The following is a 17,835-nucleotide window of genomic DNA, read 5'->3' on the forward strand; positions in this document are numbered from 1 at the left end:
CGCCATTTTACGAGAATGCCCGTCAACACTGATCTCGCGATCCAACCGCCCGCCGACGTCCTGCTCGAACGCTCTTTCGCGCTCGCGGACGAAGCCGCCACCAACGCATTCGGCGCGCGTTTCGCGCAGGCGATCGAAAGCGTGCGCGGAATGCAGCAAAAAGCGCGGCAAACGCGGGACGCCAAGAGCGATGGGGCATTCCACGGACTGCAAGTACAACTCAGCGGCGATCTCGGCGCCGGCAAAACCACGCTCGTACGCGCGACCTTGCGCGGCCTCGGCCACACCGGCCGCGTGCGCAGTCCCACTTACACACTCGTCGAACCCTACGTGCTCGAACGGCCCGCCGGGGAACTCGCGCTCTATCACTTCGATCTGTATAGATTCACCGATCCGGCCGAATGGGCCGACGCCGGCTTTCGCGAGTACTTCGACAGCGGCGCAATCTGCCTCGTCGAATGGCCGCAGCGCGCGGGGCGTCTGTTGGGCGTGCCGGATCTCGTCTTCTCGCTCGAGCTGGACAGCGAGGGCGACGGCCGGGTGCTCGTCGCACGGGCATACAGCGAATCAGGAAAGGCATGTCTCGAAAGATGTTGATCAAACCGTTCCGCTCGATCGAATCGGCGGCCACCGCAACGCATAACTGGCGGCGCCGGCAGATTCTGCGCGCGGGCGCGTCCACGCTCGTGCTCGGCCTCGTCGCCCCGCGTCTCGCGTGGGCCAGTTCGGTACTCGGCGTGCGCGTCTGGCCGGCGCGGGATTACACCCGCGTGACGATCGAATCGGATCAGCCTTTGCAGAACGCACAGCAGTTGCTGCAAGGCCCTGACCGGCTGGTGGTCGATCTGAACGGCCTCGATCTCGATCAGGCGCTCAAGGATCTGGTGTCGAAGATCACGCCGAACGATCCGCAGATTCAGTCGGTACGCGTCGGGCAATATCAACCGCACGTCGTGCGGATGGTGTTCGATCTGAAGGGTTCAGTGAAACCGCAGGTGTTCACGTTGCCGCCGGTCGGCGCGTACAAGTACCGGCTGGTGTTCGACCTGTACCCCGCCGTCGCGCCCGATCCGCTGATGGATCTGCTCGCGCAGACCGAGCGCAAGGAACAGAGCCTGAATGAAAACAACGCGCCGCCCGCCACGCTGAGCGGCCCCGGCACCACGCCGCCGACCGCCGACAACAGCGAGGCATTCTTCGAGCGCTACGCGCAGAACGGCAGCGGCGGGCCCGCGCCCAACGTACCGCGTCCGCCGGTGCGCATTACGCCGACACCGGTGCCCGCTCCGCCCATCCTGGGCAAGCCGGCAGCGCCAGTGACGCCGCCCACCGCGATCGCCCGCAACAAAGGTGGCAACAACAGCAGCAACAGCGGTGGCGACGACAGCGACGGCGACGATACCTACGCATTCACCGCGCCCAAATCCGGCAAGAGCAACACCGTGCGTCTGCTAACGGTCGCGATCGACCCTGGTCACGGCGGCGAGGACCCGGGCGCGATCGGCGGCTCGGGTACGTATGAGAAACACGTCGCACTCGACATCGCCAAGAAGCTGCGCGCGAAGATCGACGCACAGCCGAACATGCGCGCGATGATGACGCGTGACGCCGACTTCTTCGTGCCGCTCAACGTGCGCGTGCAGAAAGCGCGGCGCGTCGGCGCGGACCTGTTCGTGTCGATTCACGCCGATGCGTTCACCACGCCCGATGCGAAGGGTTCGTCGGTGTTCGCGTTGTCCGAGCACGGCGCCTCGAGTGCGGCTGCGCGCTGGATGGCGAACAAGGAGAACGCGTCGGATCAGATCGGCGGCATCAACATCAAATCGGCCGATGCGACCGTCAACCGTGCGCTGTTCGATATGTCGACCACCGCGCAGATTCGCGATTCGATGCGCTACGGCAACTTCGTGCTGAAGGAAATCGGCGGCATTAACAAGCTGCACAAGGGCTCGGTCGAACAGGCGGGATTTGCGGTGCTGAAGGCGCCGGACATTCCGTCGATCCTCGTCGAAACCGCCTTCATCAGCAACCCGGACGAAGAGCGGCGCCTGAACGACGACGCCTATCGCGAGAAGATGGCCGATGCGATCATGACCGGCATCAAGCGTTATTTCGCGGCGAATCCGCCGTTGGCGAAAAACCGCATGACTTGATGTCACCGCATCACGTCACGGTATGCACGCGATAAAAAAACGGCCGCTCGATGCGGCCGTTTTTTTTACTACATCCCGATGCGTCGGCGATCATCGCGCCGGCGCAAACCGCTGCACGACCCAGCCGCCGAACACGTTCACCGCCAGCCCCGCCATCACCAGCAGCGCGCCGACGACCTGCGCCTCGGACAACTGCTCGTCGAGAATCAGCGCCGCGGACGCCAGCCCGACGATCGGCACCAGAAGCGAAAACGGTGCGACCTGGCTCGCCGGATAGCGCGACATCAGCCTGCTCCACAGGCCGTAGCCGAGCAGCGTCGCCACGAACGCGAGGTACACCACCGCGAAGATCGACATCGCGCCAATGCCGGACAACGCTGCGACGATGCGCTGCGGCCCCTCGAATGCATACGACAGCGCGAAAAACGGCAACGGCGGAATCAGACTGCCCCACACCACCAGCCCGACCAGATCGACCTTGCCGACCTTCTTGGTGACGGTGTTGCCGAGCGCCCATGAGCACGCGGCGCACAGCGTGAGGACGAAGCCGGCGAGCGTCATCGCATGGCCGCCTTGCAGGCCGATCACCGCAAGACCGCCGGCCGCGATCAGCAAACCGACGATGTTCGGTACGCGAAAGCGCTCGTGCAGGAACAGCGCCGCGAAAATCAGCGTGAAAAACGCCTGCGCCTGCAATACGAGCGAAGCAAGCCCGGCCGGCATACCGACGTACATCGCCGAGAACAGAAAAGCGAACTGGCCGAACGAGATGGTCACGCCGTACGCGAGCAGCCAGCGCCACGGCATCTGCGGCCGCTTGACGAAAAACACCGCCGGCACCGCGGCGAGCGTAAAGCGCAGCGCGCCTAGCAGCATGGGCGGCACGCCATGCAGACCCACCTTGACCACGACGAAATTGACGCCCCATGCGACGACGACGACCAGCGCGAGCAGTAGATCCCTGGGCGACATCCCAGTCTCCATTTGACTGTTGAATCCGGCAGTTTAGCGGAGCCAGAAGCGTCGAGCGATCGCGCGCATTACGGATTCCCGGAACGCCGGGCCGCCGGATCGTCGCCAACCGTCAGCATTTGGCGCACCGCAGTAGAATCGTTCATTGAGCAAAACCCCAAGCCATCATTCCCAGCCGAGCCTGTCCATGACCTCCTCGATCAAAGCAGTCCTCAAGCCGCATCTGCGCGACGTTGGCAATCTCACCGTGCGCCGCGTGTTGCCGGCGATGGCGGCGCGCCTGATTGGCCCGTTCATCTTCTTCGACCACATGGGCCCCGCCACGCTCGAACCCGGTATCGGCCTCGACGTGCGGCCGCACCCGCACATCGGCCTCGCGACGGTCACGTATCTGTTCGAAGGCGCGATCATGCATCGTGACAGCCTCGGCTCGGAGCAGAAGATCGTCCCCGGCGACGTCAACTGGATGACCGCCGGCCGCGGCATCGTCCATTCCGAGCGCACGCCGGCCGAAGACCGCGCGAGCGGTCTGACGATGCACGGCATCCAGACGTGGGTCGCGCTGCCGCTCGCCGACGAAGACACTGAACCGTCCTTCGCCCATCACGCGGCGGATACGCTGCCGGTAGTCGAGCGCAACGGCGTCACGCTGCGCGTGATCGCCGGCACGGCGTTCGGCGAAACCTCGCCGGTCGCGACATTTTCCGGCACGCTCTATGTCGCCGCGCAGTTCGCGCCGGGCGGCGCCTTCGCGCTCGAGCCGGAACACGAGGAACGCGGCGTCTACCTGGTGGACGGCGATCTGGAGATCGACGGCACGCCGCTCGAAGTCGGCCAGATGGCCGTGCTGGCGCTCGACGAAACTGTCACGCTCGCCAGCACCCACGGCGCGCGCGTCATGCTGCTCGGCGGCGAGAAACTCGACGGCGAGCGCTTTATCGAGTGGAATTTCGTCGCCAGTTCGCGGGAAAAGATCGAGGCCGCCAAGACCGCCTGGACGAATCAGGAAATGGGCGAGGTGCCGGGCGAAACTGAGTGGATTCCTTTGCCGGTGCGCAAATGAGCGCAACGCGCATTGAAATTCCCGTCGTCGGCCCCATCTAGTTCAACAATCCGTTTTATCGACGAGGACGCAATGGACACCACTCTGGCCACTTTCGAACAAGACGTCATTACCGCGTCGACGCTGGCCCCCGTGCTGGTCGATTTCTGGGCGCCGTGGTGCGGCCCTTGCAAGACGCTCGGCCCGATGCTGGAAAAGCTCGAAGCCGAAGCTGCCGGCAAATGGAAGCTGGTGAAAGTGAACGTCGACGAGAATCAGGAACTGGCGGCCCACTTTCAGGTGCGCAGCATTCCGCACGTGATGGCGTTTGCCGATGGCCGGCCGGTCGATCAGTTCGTCGGCGTGCTGCCGGAAGGTCAGCTGCGCGAGTTTCTCGACCGCCTCGTGCCGCAAGGTGCGGATGGGGCGCGCATGGAAGCGCAGGCCGCACTCGCCGAAGGTCGTCGCGAAGACGCGTACGAAGCGCTGCAAGCCGCGCTCGCCTACGACCCAGGCTTCGACGAAGCGCGCATGGACCTGATCGAACTGCTGCTGGAAGACAACCGGGTCGACGAAGCCCGCAGTGAAGTCGATTTGCTGTCGCCGAAAATCACGCAAGGCATCGACGCGCGCTTTAACGCGATCAAGACCCGCCTCGACGCCGTGGATGCCGCCTCGGATCTGCCGCCCACCGACGCACTCGAAGCCCGTGTGGCAGCGGACCCAGCCGATCTCGAAGCACGCTTCGACCTGGCTAGCGCGCTGATCGCCCGCCGCAATTACGCGGGCGCACTCGAGCATCTGCTGGCGATCGTGCAACGCGACCGCACGTTCCGCGACGACATCGGCCGTAAGACAATGCTGTCGGTGTTCGATCTCGCCGCGCACCAGCCGGAGCTGGTGTCGCAGTGGCGGCGCAAGCTAAGCGCGTGGCTGTTTTAATTTTGCACCGTGTTCAGGTGCGGCCCGTGTGGCCGATGCGCCGCGCCTGAACCTGCTGCCGCTTAAACCGCCGCCCTAATCCGCTTCAAACTGCCTGCTTCAACCCGCCTGCTTCGCCAACGCCCGCAACACATGCGCGGCCGCCGCAAAACCGAAGCTCGCGGTCACACATACGCTCGAACCAAACCCCGCACAGTTCAGACCGACCGGCCCCGTATGACCCGGTGAAGTGATCACGTGCTCGGCTTCCTCGTCGATATCGCAGACGGCTGCTTCCGGATAGATCAACGGCTCGTCCGAATACACCGCGCTCACCTTGAACTTCGCTTTCGGACCACGCGGAAAGCCGTGCTGTTTGCGCAACTGTCCGCGCACTTTCGACAGCAACGGGTCCTGAATCGTCAATGCGAGATCGTCGATACGAATGCGCGTAGGGTCCAGCTGGCCACCCGCGCCGCCCACCGTAATCAACGGCTGCGTCTTCTCGACGCACCACGCGATCAACGCGGTTTTCGTGCGCACGCTGTCGATCGCATCGATCACGTAATCGAAGCCGCCGCCAAGCGTCGACGCGAAATTATCCGGTTCGACGAAGTCTTCAACTAGCCGCACGTCGCAAAACGGATTGATCGCCGCGATGCGTTCAGCCATCGCTTCGACCTTCGGTTTTCCGTAGTTGCCGTCGAGCGCGTGGATCTGGCGGTTAGTGTTGCTCTCGGCGACATTGTCGAGATCGATCAGCGTCAACGTGCCGACCGCACTGCGCGCCAGGGCCTCAGCCACCCACGAGCCGACCCCGCCGATGCCGATCACCGCAACATGTGCCTGCTCGAACGCAGCGAGCGCCGGCGCGCCGTACAGCCGGGCGATGCCGCCGAAGCGCCGCGCGCGATCGGCGGTTTCACGCCCGTTGAGGCTGGTAGTAAGATCAGATTGCGCGGTGGTGCTGGACATGGTGGCAGGCTCGTTGAAAGCAGGCAAAACAGAAGGTGCAGAAAGCGCGGAAGGTGGGCGCGCTCGGGCGCTCGCAGCCCGTATTTTGCCTGATCGCATCAATATGCATGGCGGCATGCATGAACGAGCGGCGCGCCGCCTTGACCAGGTCGCGCGCAAAAAATTCGCTCCTTAGCTATACTGGGTGGACTGTAGCGTTCGCATAAGAACATGACCACACTCGCCGAACTTCGAAAAAATTATTCGCTTGGGTCGTTGGACATTGCCGATATCGACCGCAATCCATTCCGTCAATTCGACGCGTGGTTTGCGCAAGCGGTCGAAGCCCAGCTCCCCGAGCCGAATACGATGACCCTGGCCACGGTCGACTCGCGTGGCCGGCCGTCGGCACGCATCGTCCTGATCAAGGGCGTCGACGAGCGCGGCTTTGTGTTCTTCACCAACTATGAAAGCCGCAAAGGCCGCGAACTCGCCGCCAATCCGTACGCGAGCCTGCTGTTCTACTGGATCGAACTCGAACGCCAGGTGCGGATCGAGGGCCGCGTCGTCAAGACCAGCACGGAAGAAAGCGACGCGTACTTCGCGTCGCGCCCGCTCGGCTCACGCATCGGTGCGTGGGCCTCGAATCAAAGTCAGGTAATTGAAAGCCGCTCGCAACTCGAAACACGCGAACGCGAAATCAGCCTGCAATACGGCGACCAACCGCCGCGCCCGCCGCATTGGGGCGGCTATCGTTTGGTACCCGAAGCGATCGAATTCTGGCAAGGCCGTCCGTCGCGTTTGCACGACCGCCTGCTCTATACGCGTTCAAGCGAAAGCAGCGACTGGCACATCGCACGCCTATCGCCTTGAATCTGAACATAAATGTCTTCGCGCACGCCGCCACCGAAGCCGCGTGCTCGAAGGCGCGGATTGCGCCACCTCACGGCATAGGAGTCACGCTGCGGTGAGCGGCGGTCCACACAGGCTTTGCTTTAATTCAACGGACACGGAGAAATCGCATGTTCTGGGAGAAAAAGCTGGCGCAGTGGGTGGAAGACGTCAAAACCAGGGCGAACCTGCCGGCGCGCCTTGTGCTGTGGGACGGCCAGCAACATGACTTCGGGCAGTTTGCCGCGCCTCAGGTCACGCTGCACGTGAAGAGCGCTACAGCGCTGCCTTACCTGCTCGAACCGAGCCTCGACAATCTGGGCGAGGCGTACGTGAAGGGCAAGATCGACATCGAAGGCAAGCTGTCGGACATCATCAACATCAGCTATCAGCTCGCACGCAACACGGTCACCAGCGCAAGCAAGCTGGCGCGCGTGCGGCGCTACTTCAATCACTCGAAGTCGTCGGATAAGAAGGCGATCCAGTATCACTACGACGTCTCGAACGAGTTCTACAAGCTGTGGCTCGACGAGAACATGGTGTACTCGTGTGCGTACTTCGAGAACGGCGACGAAGATCTCGCCACCGCGCAGATCAAGAAAATCGACCACATCCTCACCAAGATCCAGTTGCAGCCCGGACAGCGCCTGCTCGATATCGGCTGCGGCTGGGGCGCGCTCGTGCTGCGCGCGGCAACGAAGTTCGGCGCGAAGTGCGTCGGCGTGACGCTGTCGCAGAACCAGTTCGACCTCGCCACTGCGCGCGTGAAAGCCGCGGACCTCGAAGACAGGATCGAGATTCGTCTGCAGGATTATCGCGACGTCGAAGGGCAATTCGACCGCATCACCAGCGTCGGAATGTTCGAGCACGTCGGCCGCAAAAACCTGCCGGGCTACTTCGAGAAGATCCGCGATCTGCTGGTGGACGACGGCATCGCGATGAATCACGGCATCACGTCGAGCGATGCGGAAAGCGGCGAAACCGCGCTCGGCGGCGGCGAATTCATCGACCGCTACGTGTTCCCGGACGGCGAGCTGCCGCATATCAGCCTCGCGCTCGAAGCGATGCAGCGCGGCGGCCTCGAAGCGGTTGACGTCGAAAGCCTGCGCCGTCACTATGCGCACACGTTGAACATCTGGGCGGAAAACTTCGAAACGCATGCGGAAGAAGCCCGCAAGCTGGTCGACGACGAAAAATTCCGCATCTGGCGCGTGTATCTCGCCGGCTGCGCATACGCGTTCGAAAACGACGACGTCTCGATCTACCAGGTGGTGTGCCGCAAAGCCGGCCGCAGCGCGACAACCTTGCCGTGGTCGCGCCGCTATATGTATGACAAACAGCTGTGATACGGTTGCGCCGCGGCGACGTGCCGGGTCCAGGACCATGAACGGCCGCCGCGGCACAAACTTTAAACAGCAGGTCGAACACCGATGGACCAGAGCGGGACGAGCGAAGTTGAACAAGCATTGAACGCCGGGCACGGCGAGGAAGCCGTGCAGTTCGATCTGTTCGGGATGCCGGTGGCGCTACCTGCGGCACCAGTGGAACCAGCTGCGGGCGGCAAGCCGGAGTCCCCTTCCGCTGAAACCGCCACTGCCACACCAGCCCCTGCCGACGCCCCGAGAAAACGCCGCGCCCGCGACGTCGTGGCCGCCCCGCCCTCCTCAGAACTGCTCGCCCTTGCCGCCGAACTGCCGCCGCAGATCCATCTCGGCACATCGACATGGTCGTTTCCAGGCTGGAACGGCATCGTCTACGGCGACGAATACAGCAACAGCAAACTCTCGCGCGACGGCCTCACCGCCTACGGCGCGCATCCGCTGCTACGCACCGTCAGCATCGACCGGTCGTTTTATCAGGCGCTCACCATCACCGAATACTTGCGCTATGCGCAGCAAGTGCCCGAGCACTTCCGCTTCATCGTCAAAGCGCCGATGACGATCACCGACGCCACCGTGCGCGCCGAACGCGGCGAGCCGGTCTCGCTGAATCCGTGCTTTCTGAATGCGCAAATGGCGATCGACGAGTTCGTGGCGCCTTGCCTCGAAGGCCTCGGCGCGAAGGCCGGCGCGCTGGTGTTCCAGCTCTCGCCGCTGCCGGATCAGATGCTCGCGCAGCCGGCGGTGTTCATCGAACGCCTGGCCGAGTTCCTGACGGCGTTGCCGACACTGCCCGAGGGCACCTGCTACGCCATCGAAATCCGCGACGCGAGCTTGCTGACGCCGCGCTTCATCCGCACGCTGAAAACGGCAGGCGTACGGTATTGCGTGGGGATTCATGCGCGGATGCCGGACCCGCTGCGCCAGGCGGCAGCACTCGCACTGCTCGACGGCGAGCCGGCCGGGCCGCTGATCGTGCGCTGGAGTCTGCACGGCGGCTTCAAATACGAGCAGGCAAAGGCCAAGTACGAGCCGTTCAACCAGCTCGTCGACCAGGACCCGACCACCCGCGCCGCGCTCGCCGAACTGGCCGCGCGCTACGCACTGGCCGGCCAGCCGGTGGTGATCGCGGTCAACAACAAGGCGGAGGGTTCGGCGCCGTTAAGCTGCGTGGAACTTGCGCGCGCGATCATCGAAGCGTACGCGCGCCTTGCTCACGAGCACGAGCGTGAACTTGATCAGCAACCGGACGAGCGCGACCAAGGCGAAGGCGGCCAGCCCGGCGAGCAAGGCGAGCACGGCTAAGCAACACCCTGCCCGCGTGCGGCTGACAGCCCAGCAACAAGCGGCTCACTGGGCCACTGCCCAGGCCGTCCGTCGACTTGAGCCGCCACTCGCACCGCTCAGTTAGCCCTGATCCGATGCGCGAACTTCTGACGAAACTTCGCGACCTTCGGCGCCACCACGAACGAGCAGTACCCCTGGTTCGGATGCTGCGCAAAGTAGTTCTGGTGATACGCCTCGGCCGGCCAGTAGTTACCGTCGAGCGGCAGCACCTGGGTGACGATCTGGCCGTCGTAAATCCCTTCGGCGCCGATCTCACGAATCGCTTGCAGCGCCGTCTCGCGCTGCGCGTCGGAGTTCGTGAAAATCACCGAGCGGTATTGCGTGCCGACGTCATTGCCTTGCCGGTTCAACTGGGTCGGATCGTGAATCGCAAAGAAGATGTCGAGAATCTCGCGATAGCCGATCTTCGCGGGATCGAAATCGACGTTCACGACTTCCGCATGGCCAGTCTCGCCGTCGCAGACCTGTTCATAGGTCGGCTGCCGCGTCTTTCCGCCCGCATAGCCCGATTCCACCGAGTTCACGCCTTCGACGCCCAGATACACCGCTTCGAGGCACCAGAAACACCCGCCACCGAGGGTGGCGACTTCGCCTGTCTGACTCATGCTGCTCGCTCCTTGATACTCGTAGTCGGCCGGGGCCGGTTGTTCGCCTGAGGCTTGCCGCTGACGTTTGCTCAATACCCGCTTACCCGCAACGCTCGTGCCGCTATCGCGACTTTCCAGCTTAGCGGTTTTTCCACTTAACGGCAGGGGCCGCGGCCGGTCTGCCGCGATTGCAGTTAAAATTGGGACAAATCGACGATTTTCACTATGACTTTCGAATCATTTGTTTCCGGCCACGCGCGCGATGGGTTCACCCCGGGGTTCACCCGGCTTGCGCGGAAGGCTTTCGTCCAATGAAGCGCGCCAGCCCGCCTAACTTCGACCAACCCGCCTTCAAACAGGCGCTCGGCCAATTCGCTACAGGCGTCACCGTTATTACAACGCGCGCGGCATCCGGCCAGTTGATCGGCATCACGGCCAGCTCGTTCAATTCGGTTTCGCTCGATCCGCCGCTGGTGTTGTGGAGCCTCGCGACGCGCTCGGCGTCGATGCCAGTGTTCCAGGCGAACAGTCATTATGTCGTCAACGTGCTGGCCGCGTCGCAACTCGATCTGTGCAAACGCTTCGCCACCGTGAAGGGTGACCGCTTCGAAGGCGTGTCGCACGCGCAGGGCGACACCGGCATGCCGGTGCTCGACGGTGCGCTTGCGTGGTTCGAATGCCATAACCGCAGCCGCTATGAAGAAGGCGACCACGTGATTTTCGTCGGCGAGGTGGAGCGCTGCGGCGTGCACGAGAGTGCCGCGGAAATAGCGCCGCTGATCTTCCAGAACGGCCAGTTCCACGGACTCAAATCGATCTGAACGCGGCGCCGCCGCGCTTTACAAGCAAGCGACGACAGGCGACGGCGGCCACGCTCAGTTATGCGGCGCGCTGTGGCCAGTGGTTTTTTTCACTAGCGACACCGGCACACCCGAATCTTCCTTCAGCGTCTGCAGCACGATATTCGAGCGAATATCCATCACGCCCGGCGCCTTATACAGGCGCTGCAGCACGAAATCCGAATAGTGTTTGAGATTGTGCGCGAGCACCCGCAGCAGATAATGGGTCTCGCCGGTCACGACAAACGCGCCGACCACTTCCGGCCAATCCCGCACCGCCTCCGCAAAACGTTCGTGCCAGTTCTCCTGGTCGTTGCGCATCGACACCTGCACAAACGCTTCCAGTTCGAAACCCAGCACTTCGCGGTTCAGACATGCGCGGTAATGCTCGATGACGCCCTGCTCCTCCAGCAGGCGCAGACGCCGTAGACAGGCCGACGGCGAGAGCGAGATGCGCTCCGCCAGGTCGAGATTGCTGATCCGTCCTTCTTGCTGAAGCACCGTCAAGATACGGCAATCGGTGGCGTCGAGCGAGATCGCGTTCATATTCGGTCTCCCTTTCCCATTTGACTCAAATTATGTTCCAAGACAAGGCTAAGAAGGAGATTTTTTCGCAATCACATTTCGCGACAAGCCGCCTATCATTCCCCAATAGACACACCTAGCCGATGGAGACATGGACACACTCTGGGACATCACCCCCGCCGTCGATACCGCGACGCCCGTCTGGCCTGGCGATACGCCAGTCGGTATCGAACGCGTGTGGCGCATGGAGGCGGGCTCGCCCGTCAACGTCGCGCGGCTGACACTGTCGCCGCACACCGGCGCCCACACCGACGCGCCGTTGCACTACGACGCCGAAGGCGCCGCGATCGGCCAGGTGCCGCTCGATGCTTACCTTGGCCGCTGCCGCGTGATTCACTGCATCGGCGCCTCGCCTGTTGTGACGCCACAACACCTGGCCGGCTCGCTCGACGATCTGCCGCCGCGCGTCTTACTACGCACTTACAAAAACGCACCGACTGCTGCCTGGGACAGCGCTTTCTGCGCGGTCGCGCCGGAAACCATCGACCTGCTGGCGGCCTGTGGCGTCAAGCTGATCGGCATCGACACGCCGTCGCTCGATCCGCAGGAATCGAAGACGATGGATGCGCACCACCGGATCCGTGCGCATCGCATGGCGATTCTCGAAGGCATCGTGCTGGATGCCGTTGCGCCCGGCGACTACGAACTGATCGCGCTGCCGCTCAAGCTGACCACACTCGATGCGAGCCCCGTGCGCGCTGTATTGCGGACGCTGCCCAAATCGCTGCCCGAATCGCTCTGATTTCTCTTATCTCTCTGACTGGACCACCATGAACCACCGTGACGAAGCACTGGCGCTCGACCGCGCCGACCCGCTCGCCGCGCTGCGCGACCAGTTCGCGCTGTCGCCGACCACCATCTACCTCGACGGCAACTCGCTCGGCGTGCCGCCGTCCGCCGCCGCTCGACGCGCGCAGACCGTGATCGCCGCAGAATGGGGCGAAGGCCTGATCCGTAGCTGGAACACCGCCGGCTGGTTCGAATTGCCGCGCCGCCTTGGCAACAAGCTCGCGCCGCTGATTGGTGCTGCCGACAACGAAGTGGTCGTCACCGATACGATTTCGATCAACCTGTTCAAGCTGCTCTCGGCGGCCGTGCGCGTGGCGAACGCGCGCGATCCGAAGCGTCGCGTGATCGTCTCCGAGCGTTCGAATTTCCCAACTGACCTGTACATCGCGCAGGGCTTGATCGAACAGCTCGACCGCGGTTATGAATTGCGTCTCGTCGACGATCCGTCCGAGCTGCCCGCCGCGATCGGCGACGACACCGCGATCGCGATGATCACGCACGTGAACTATCGCACCGGCTACATGCACGACATGGCGGCGCTGACCAAACTCATCCACGACAAGGGCACCCTCGCGTTGTGGGACCTCGCGCATTCGGCGGGCGCGGTGCCGGTCGACCTGAATGGTGTTGGCGCGGACTACGCGGTGGGCTGCACGTATAAGTATCTGAATGGCGGCCCGGGTTCGCCGGCGTTCGTATGGGTGCCGCAGCGTCATCAGAACGAGTTTGCGCAACCGCTGTCCGGCTGGTGGGGGCATCGCGCGCCGTTCAAAATGGACCCGGCGTATCAACCCGATGACGGTATTGGCCGCTTCTTGTGCGGCACGCAGCCGATGGTGTCGATGGCGCTGGTCGAATGCGGGCTCGACGTGTTCCTGCAGACGGATATGCAGACGATCCGCGCGAAGTCGCTCGCGCTGACCGATCTGTTCATCGAACTCGTTGAAGCGCGTTGCGGCGAGTTTCCTTTGCAGCTCGTGACGCCGCGTGCGCACGCGCAACGCGGCTCGCATGCGAGCTTCGAGCATCCGCACGGTTATGAAGTGATGCAGGCGCTGATCGCGCGTGGCGTGATCGGCGACTATCGCGAGCCGCATGTGTTGCGGTTTGGATTTACGCCGCTGTATACGCGCTTTGTCGATGTATGGGACGCAGTGGAAACGCTACGTAATGTGCTGACGCAAGAGACCTGGCGGGCACCGGAATTTGCCGCACGCGGCGCTGTGACCTGAGGAGCACGCGATGACCGATCACATGCAAACGCCGGGACTGCCGGAAGAGAAACCCGTACAGGGTTGCCCGTTTGGGCATGGTAGTGCTGCTGCCGGTGCTGCTGGCACCGCTTCAGACGATGGCTGGCACGACGCGCAACTCGATTTCTCGGAATCGATGAGTTACGGCGATTATCTGTCGCTGGGGACGGTGCTGGATGCGCAGCACCCGTTGTCGCCGGATCACAACGAGATGCTGTTCATCATTCAGCATCAGACAAGTGAGTTGTGGATGAAGCTCGCGTTGTATGAGTTGCGCGCTGCGCTGAAGGCGGTGCATCGCGATGAGTTGCCGCCGGCGTTCAAGATGCTCGCTCGCGTATCGCGGATTATGGAGCAGCTAGTCCAGGCATGGAGTGTTCTCGCGACGATGACGCCGTCCGAGTACACGGCGATGCGGCCTTATCTCGGCAGCTCATCTGGGTTTCAGTCTTATCAGTATCGGCAGATTGAGTTTTTGCTGGGCAACAAGAATGAGCAGATGCTCAAGCCGCATGCGCATCGGGCCGATGTTTTTGCCGAGGTTAAGGCTTCGCTTGAGGCGCCCTCGTTTTATGACGAGGTAGTTCGGCTACTGGCTCGTCGTGGGTTTGCTATTTCACCTTCCAGGTTGGAGCGGGATTGGACTCAGCCTACCACTCATGATGCTTCTGTCGAAGCGGCCTGGCTGGAGGTTTATCGGAATCCTTCGCAGCATTGGGAGTTGTATGAGATGGCCGAGGAGCTCGTCGATCTCGAGGATGCGTTTCGCCAATGGCGGTTCCGGCATGTGACTACTGTTGAGAGGATTATTGGGTTTAAGCAGGGCACAGGCGGGACTAGTGGCGCGCCTTATCTGCGCAAGATGCTGGATGTGGTTTTGTTTCCTGAGCTTTGGCATGTGAGGACAATGTTATAGGGGGGGTTTTGCGCGTAGCGCCTGGTTGGGGTGTTCGCCTACGGCAGTGGCCTTTCCTTGCTTTTTTGCCTTCGCGGCGCTATCTGGCTGTTTGCCTACGGCGTTGGCCTTTCCTTGCTTTCTTTTTGGTTTATTAGCGTTCCCCCTGTGCGGGGGGCACCTACTTTTCTTTGCCGGCCGCAAAGAAAAGTAGGCAAAAGAAAGCGGCTCACACCGCCAATTCTTAAGCGGGTCCCCTGGCTTGGAGAGGACAGTGGAGCATCTGGAATCTGTGTTCTCGCACATTCAGCGTCAGTGACAAGGCAGTCATACTTCCGGCGGCGCTGCGCGCGCCGCTGCGGTACTTCACAGACCCGGCGGACGATTCTGGCTTGCGCGGTTTTATCTATGCCGTGACCTGCAGGCCGTGAGTTTATGCATTTTCACATTGCGTGCAGCACGACATTCGCAAGCTCACGAAGCCAGCCTCACCTCATTTCCCACCCGGACATCGCCAAGGTGAAGCCGAGGGATCCCACCAAACCAAAGCGAGGCGAAGCCACTGGTTTGCCTGGCAGCCCCTTCCGGCAAGCACGCAGTGCGAGGCGGGAAGAATGATGCGGGAAGCGCGTACACCCAATCGGTTTTGAGAAGCACCGCCACGGCGCGCGCAGCGCCGCGGGAAGAATGACTGCCTTGTCACCGGCGCGGAGTGCGCGAGAACACCGATTCCAGATGCTCCACTGCCTCCTCCAAGCCAGGGGACCCGCTTAAGAGCTAGCGGTTTGAGCCGCTTTCTTTTGCCTACTTTTCTTTGCGGCCGGCAAAGAAAAGTAGGTGCTCCCCCGCACAGGGGGAACGCTAATAAACCAATAACAAAACAAGGAAAGGCCAACGCCGCAGGCGAACAACCCTAGCGCCGCGAAGGCAAAAAAACATCACCTAGCGGTATACCCCCCGTCAACCGGCAAACAAACCCCGCTAATCATGGAAGCCGCCTCACTCAACAAAAACGCAATGGGCATTGCCACCTCAACAGGTTCAGCGAAGCGCCTTATAGGAATAGCCATCAAAGCGGGCTCCCGCTTAGCCGGATCACTCCATGCCTGCACGGCCATCGGCGTCAAAGTCACCGTAGGATTGACGCTATTCACCCGAATGCCGAAAGGCCCCAGTTCGATACACAAAGCACGCGTCACAGCGTCGAGCGCCGCCTTGGAAGCGGAATAACTCAAATGATCATCGAGCGCCACGAGCGCAGCCTGACTTGAAACATTCACTATGCTGCCAGCGCGTTTTGCTTCGATCATCCCGCGAGCTACATGCCTGGCAACCAACACCGCCCCACGCGCGTTCACCCCCATCACGCGATCGAAACTCGCGCCGGTCGTATCAACCGCGCGCTCAAGCAAAGCAATCCCCGCACAGTTCACGAGCCCGTCAAACGCCTCGAGCGAACCCAAGGCATCGTCGATAGCGGACTCATCGCTTACATCGAGCATCAAAGGTTCGCAGCCCGTTTCCTCAGCTAATCGCGCGAGCTCATTCACATTCCGTGCCGCAGCGACCACGTTCGCGCCGGACGCGCACAACGCTTCAACAGTAGCCCGTCCAATTCCGCTCGACGCACCCGTGACCAGGATCGATCGACCAGAAAAATCAAAAGTAGCATTCATGATGTCTGCAGCCGATGCATGACCGGCTTCAACGCCGGATACAAATCCGTATAAACGCCGAACCGCCGCTCGTACAAAGCCATCCGCGCCGCGTCAGGTTGCGCGCGCTCGATCAGCGTCACCCACCCGCCCTGCGCCTTTTCACGCGACACCAGACCGACACCGACGCCAGCCAGCAATGCCGCGCCCATCGCCGCTTCCACCTCCTGCTCGATCGTGTACACCGGATAGCCGGTAATGTCCGCAATGATCTGCATCCACAAATCCGAATGCGCGGCGCCGCCCACCACGATCAACTTGTCATCCAGCGATTGCGCGCCTTTACGTCCCGCTTCGATGTTGTGTTTCAGCGCGAAGGACACGCCCTCGAGAACCGCTCGATACAGATGCGCCCGCGTGTGAAACAGGCTCAAGCCGACAAACGCCCCGCTCGCCTTGGCATCCCACACAGGACTGCGCTCGCCCATCAGATACGGCAAAAACACCACGCCGTCGGCACCCGCTGGAATCCCAGAAGCAGCTTCTTCGAGCAAACGATGCGGATCACCATGCGGCGTCGCGCGCGCCGCCTCAGTCTCCGCGTGGCAGAACTGCTCGCGATACCACGTCACCGACGCACCCGCCGTAATCGCGCCGCCGAAAATGTAGATGTCGCGCTGCCCGTTGAACACATGCGGCATGCTGATCAAGCCATGCCGCGCATCGACGCTCTGATTGATATAGCCCCAGCACATACTCGTGCCGATCATCGCGACGTGCTGCCCTGCGCGCGTGACGCCCGCGGCGAACGTCGCCACCGCCGCGTCGACGCCGCCCGCGACGATTGCCGTGCCCGCCGCCAGTCCCAGCTGTTCGGTCCACTGCGACAGCAATCTGCCCACCACGTCAGACGATTCCACCAGCCGCTCCGGCATCATCGTCGCGGGAATGCCGAGCATGTCGAGCGCTTCATCCGACCAGTCGCGCTTCGCGATGTCGTAGATGCCGCCGATGTTGCCCGCCGAACTATGATCGACCGCAACCTCGCCGGTCAGCATGTAGATCACATACGCATTGGGTGGCAGGAAATAACGCGTATGCGCCCACACGTCCGGCGCGTGATCGCGCAGCCACAGCATCTTCGTGTAGCCGTAATAGCTGTCCACGCCATTGCCGGTAATCGTATGGAGGCGTTCGAGATCGACGTTGTTGCGCACCCATTCGACCTGGTCGGTGGCACGCCGGTCCATCCAGATCAGACACGGATAGAGCGGCCGCATGTCGCTATCGACTGGAATGCCGGAGCCGCCGTACAGGCTGCTCACGCACACCGCCTTGATCGACTTCGCCGTGACACCCGCCGTTTTCGCTTTCTCCACGCACGCGGCGATGCACTCGACCACCGCCTTCAACCACACCGCCGGCCACTGTTCAGCCCATAGCGGCTTGGGCGTATCGGGCTGGTAGCCCGACGCATGCTGCGCGACGATCGCGCCGTGCTGATCGACCAGTAGCGCCTTGGTGCTCTGCGTGCCGATATCGACGCCGATGACGTAGTCCATACAGTCTCCGT

18 protein-coding genes are annotated in these 17,835 nt (G+C 62.4%); 12 read left to right on the forward strand and 6 right to left on the reverse strand.

The annotated features are described in order from the left end of the window. Positions 1-15 precede the first annotated feature (15 nt). Positions 16-597, forward strand: coding sequence for a tRNA (adenosine(37)-N6)-threonylcarbamoyltransferase complex ATPase subunit type 1 TsaE (tsaE, locus tag AC3WOG_RS17115; protein ID WP_492579078.1), 582 nt, complete (start codon positions 16-18; stop codon positions 595-597). Then, positions 579-2,153, forward strand: coding sequence for an N-acetylmuramoyl-L-alanine amidase (locus AC3WOG_RS17120; protein WP_492579079.1), 1,575 nt, complete (start codon positions 579-581; stop codon positions 2,151-2,153). The genes tsaE and AC3WOG_RS17120 overlap by 19 nt, the downstream gene beginning before the upstream one ends. Before the next feature lie 90 nt (positions 2,154-2,243). Here AC3WOG_RS17120 and AC3WOG_RS17125 read toward each other — a convergent pair whose 3' ends face one another. Beyond that, positions 2,244-3,125, reverse strand: a complete 882-nt coding sequence (locus tag AC3WOG_RS17125) for an EamA family transporter (protein WP_492579080.1) — start codon at positions 3,123-3,125, stop codon at positions 2,244-2,246. Positions 3,126-3,312: 187 nt separating this feature from the next. Between AC3WOG_RS17125 and AC3WOG_RS17130 the strand changes: the two genes are divergently transcribed. Then, on the forward strand, positions 3,313-4,188 hold the full coding sequence (locus tag AC3WOG_RS17130) for a pirin family protein (RefSeq protein ID WP_492579081.1): 876 nt from the start codon (positions 3,313-3,315) through the stop codon (positions 4,186-4,188). A gap of 72 nt (positions 4,189-4,260) precedes the next feature. Beyond that, entirely contained in the window at positions 4,261-5,109 is an 849-nt protein-coding gene (gene trxA, locus AC3WOG_RS17135; RefSeq protein WP_492579082.1) for a thioredoxin, read from the forward strand. Between the two features lie 99 nt (positions 5,110-5,208). Here trxA and tcdA read toward each other — a convergent pair whose 3' ends face one another. Further along, the gene (tcdA, locus tag AC3WOG_RS17140; protein WP_492579083.1) at positions 5,209-6,063 is read right to left on the reverse strand and encodes a tRNA cyclic N6-threonylcarbamoyladenosine(37) synthase TcdA; all 855 of its coding nucleotides are present in this window, start codon (positions 6,061-6,063) and stop codon (positions 5,209-5,211) included. Between tcdA and AC3WOG_RS17145 the strand changes: the two genes are divergently transcribed. The 4 genes from AC3WOG_RS17145 to AC3WOG_RS17160 all read left to right on the forward strand — a co-directional run bounded on the left by AC3WOG_RS17145 (position 6,062) and on the right by AC3WOG_RS17160 (position 9,617). Next, the gene (locus tag AC3WOG_RS17145; protein WP_492579084.1) at positions 6,062-6,238 is read left to right on the forward strand and encodes a hypothetical protein; all 177 of its coding nucleotides are present in this window, start codon (positions 6,062-6,064) and stop codon (positions 6,236-6,238) included. The genes tcdA and AC3WOG_RS17145 overlap by 2 nt on opposite strands. A 35-nt stretch (positions 6,239-6,273) precedes the next feature. Further along, a complete protein-coding gene (gene pdxH, locus AC3WOG_RS17150; RefSeq protein ID WP_492579085.1) occupies positions 6,274-6,915 on the forward strand; it encodes a pyridoxamine 5'-phosphate oxidase in 642 nt (213 codons plus the stop codon). Between the two features lie 149 nt (positions 6,916-7,064). Beyond that, positions 7,065-8,279, forward strand: a complete 1,215-nt coding sequence (locus tag AC3WOG_RS17155) for a class I SAM-dependent methyltransferase (protein WP_492579086.1) — start codon at positions 7,065-7,067, stop codon at positions 8,277-8,279. A gap of 84 nt (positions 8,280-8,363) precedes the next feature. Next, a complete protein-coding gene (locus AC3WOG_RS17160; protein WP_492579087.1) occupies positions 8,364-9,617 on the forward strand; it encodes a DUF72 domain-containing protein in 1,254 nt (417 codons plus the stop codon). A 98-nt stretch (positions 9,618-9,715) separates the two neighbouring features. Here the strand turns inward: AC3WOG_RS17160 and msrA are convergent, their stop codons facing one another. Next, entirely contained in the window at positions 9,716-10,264 is a 549-nt protein-coding gene (msrA, locus tag AC3WOG_RS17165) for a peptide-methionine (S)-S-oxide reductase MsrA (RefSeq protein WP_492579088.1), read from the reverse strand. Between the two features lie 293 nt (positions 10,265-10,557). Here msrA and AC3WOG_RS17170 point away from each other — a divergent pair, with 293 nt between their 5' ends. Then, complete coding sequence (locus tag AC3WOG_RS17170; RefSeq protein ID WP_492579089.1) at positions 10,558-11,067, forward strand: flavin reductase family protein; 510 nt, start codon at positions 10,558-10,560, stop codon at positions 11,065-11,067. Positions 11,068-11,121: 54 nt separating this feature from the next. On the opposite strand, the gene AC3WOG_RS17175 is transcribed toward AC3WOG_RS17170, so the two are convergent. After that, a complete protein-coding gene (locus AC3WOG_RS17175; RefSeq protein WP_492579090.1) occupies positions 11,122-11,631 on the reverse strand; it encodes an Lrp/AsnC family transcriptional regulator in 510 nt (169 codons plus the stop codon). 130 nt (positions 11,632-11,761) lie between these two features. On the opposite strand from AC3WOG_RS17175, the gene kynB reads away from it, so the two are divergent. Genes kynB through kynA form a run of 3 tightly spaced genes read left to right on the forward strand, consistent with a single transcriptional unit; the run spans position 11,762 to position 14,628 of the window. Further along, entirely contained in the window at positions 11,762-12,412 is a 651-nt protein-coding gene (gene kynB, locus AC3WOG_RS17180; protein WP_492579091.1) for an arylformamidase, read from the forward strand. 28 nt (positions 12,413-12,440) lie between these two features. Continuing rightward, complete coding sequence (gene kynU / locus AC3WOG_RS17185; protein WP_492579092.1) at positions 12,441-13,691, forward strand: kynureninase; 1,251 nt, start codon at positions 12,441-12,443, stop codon at positions 13,689-13,691. Positions 13,692-13,701: 10 nt separating this feature from the next. Beyond that, positions 13,702-14,628, forward strand: a complete 927-nt coding sequence (gene kynA, locus AC3WOG_RS17190) for a tryptophan 2,3-dioxygenase (RefSeq protein WP_492579093.1) — start codon at positions 13,702-13,704, stop codon at positions 14,626-14,628. A 917-nt stretch (positions 14,629-15,545) separates the two neighbouring features. Here the strand turns inward: kynA and AC3WOG_RS17195 are convergent. Beyond that, positions 15,546-16,283, reverse strand: a complete 738-nt coding sequence (locus AC3WOG_RS17195) for an SDR family oxidoreductase (RefSeq protein WP_492579094.1) — start codon at positions 16,281-16,283, stop codon at positions 15,546-15,548. Then, complete coding sequence (locus tag AC3WOG_RS17200; RefSeq protein WP_492579095.1) at positions 16,280-17,824, reverse strand: FGGY-family carbohydrate kinase; 1,545 nt, start codon at positions 17,822-17,824, stop codon at positions 16,280-16,282. Before AC3WOG_RS17200 ends, AC3WOG_RS17195 begins: the two co-directional genes overlap by 4 nt. Positions 17,825-17,835 lie beyond the last annotated feature (11 nt).

Source organism: Paraburkholderia sp. FW306-02-B, assembly GCF_058782725.1.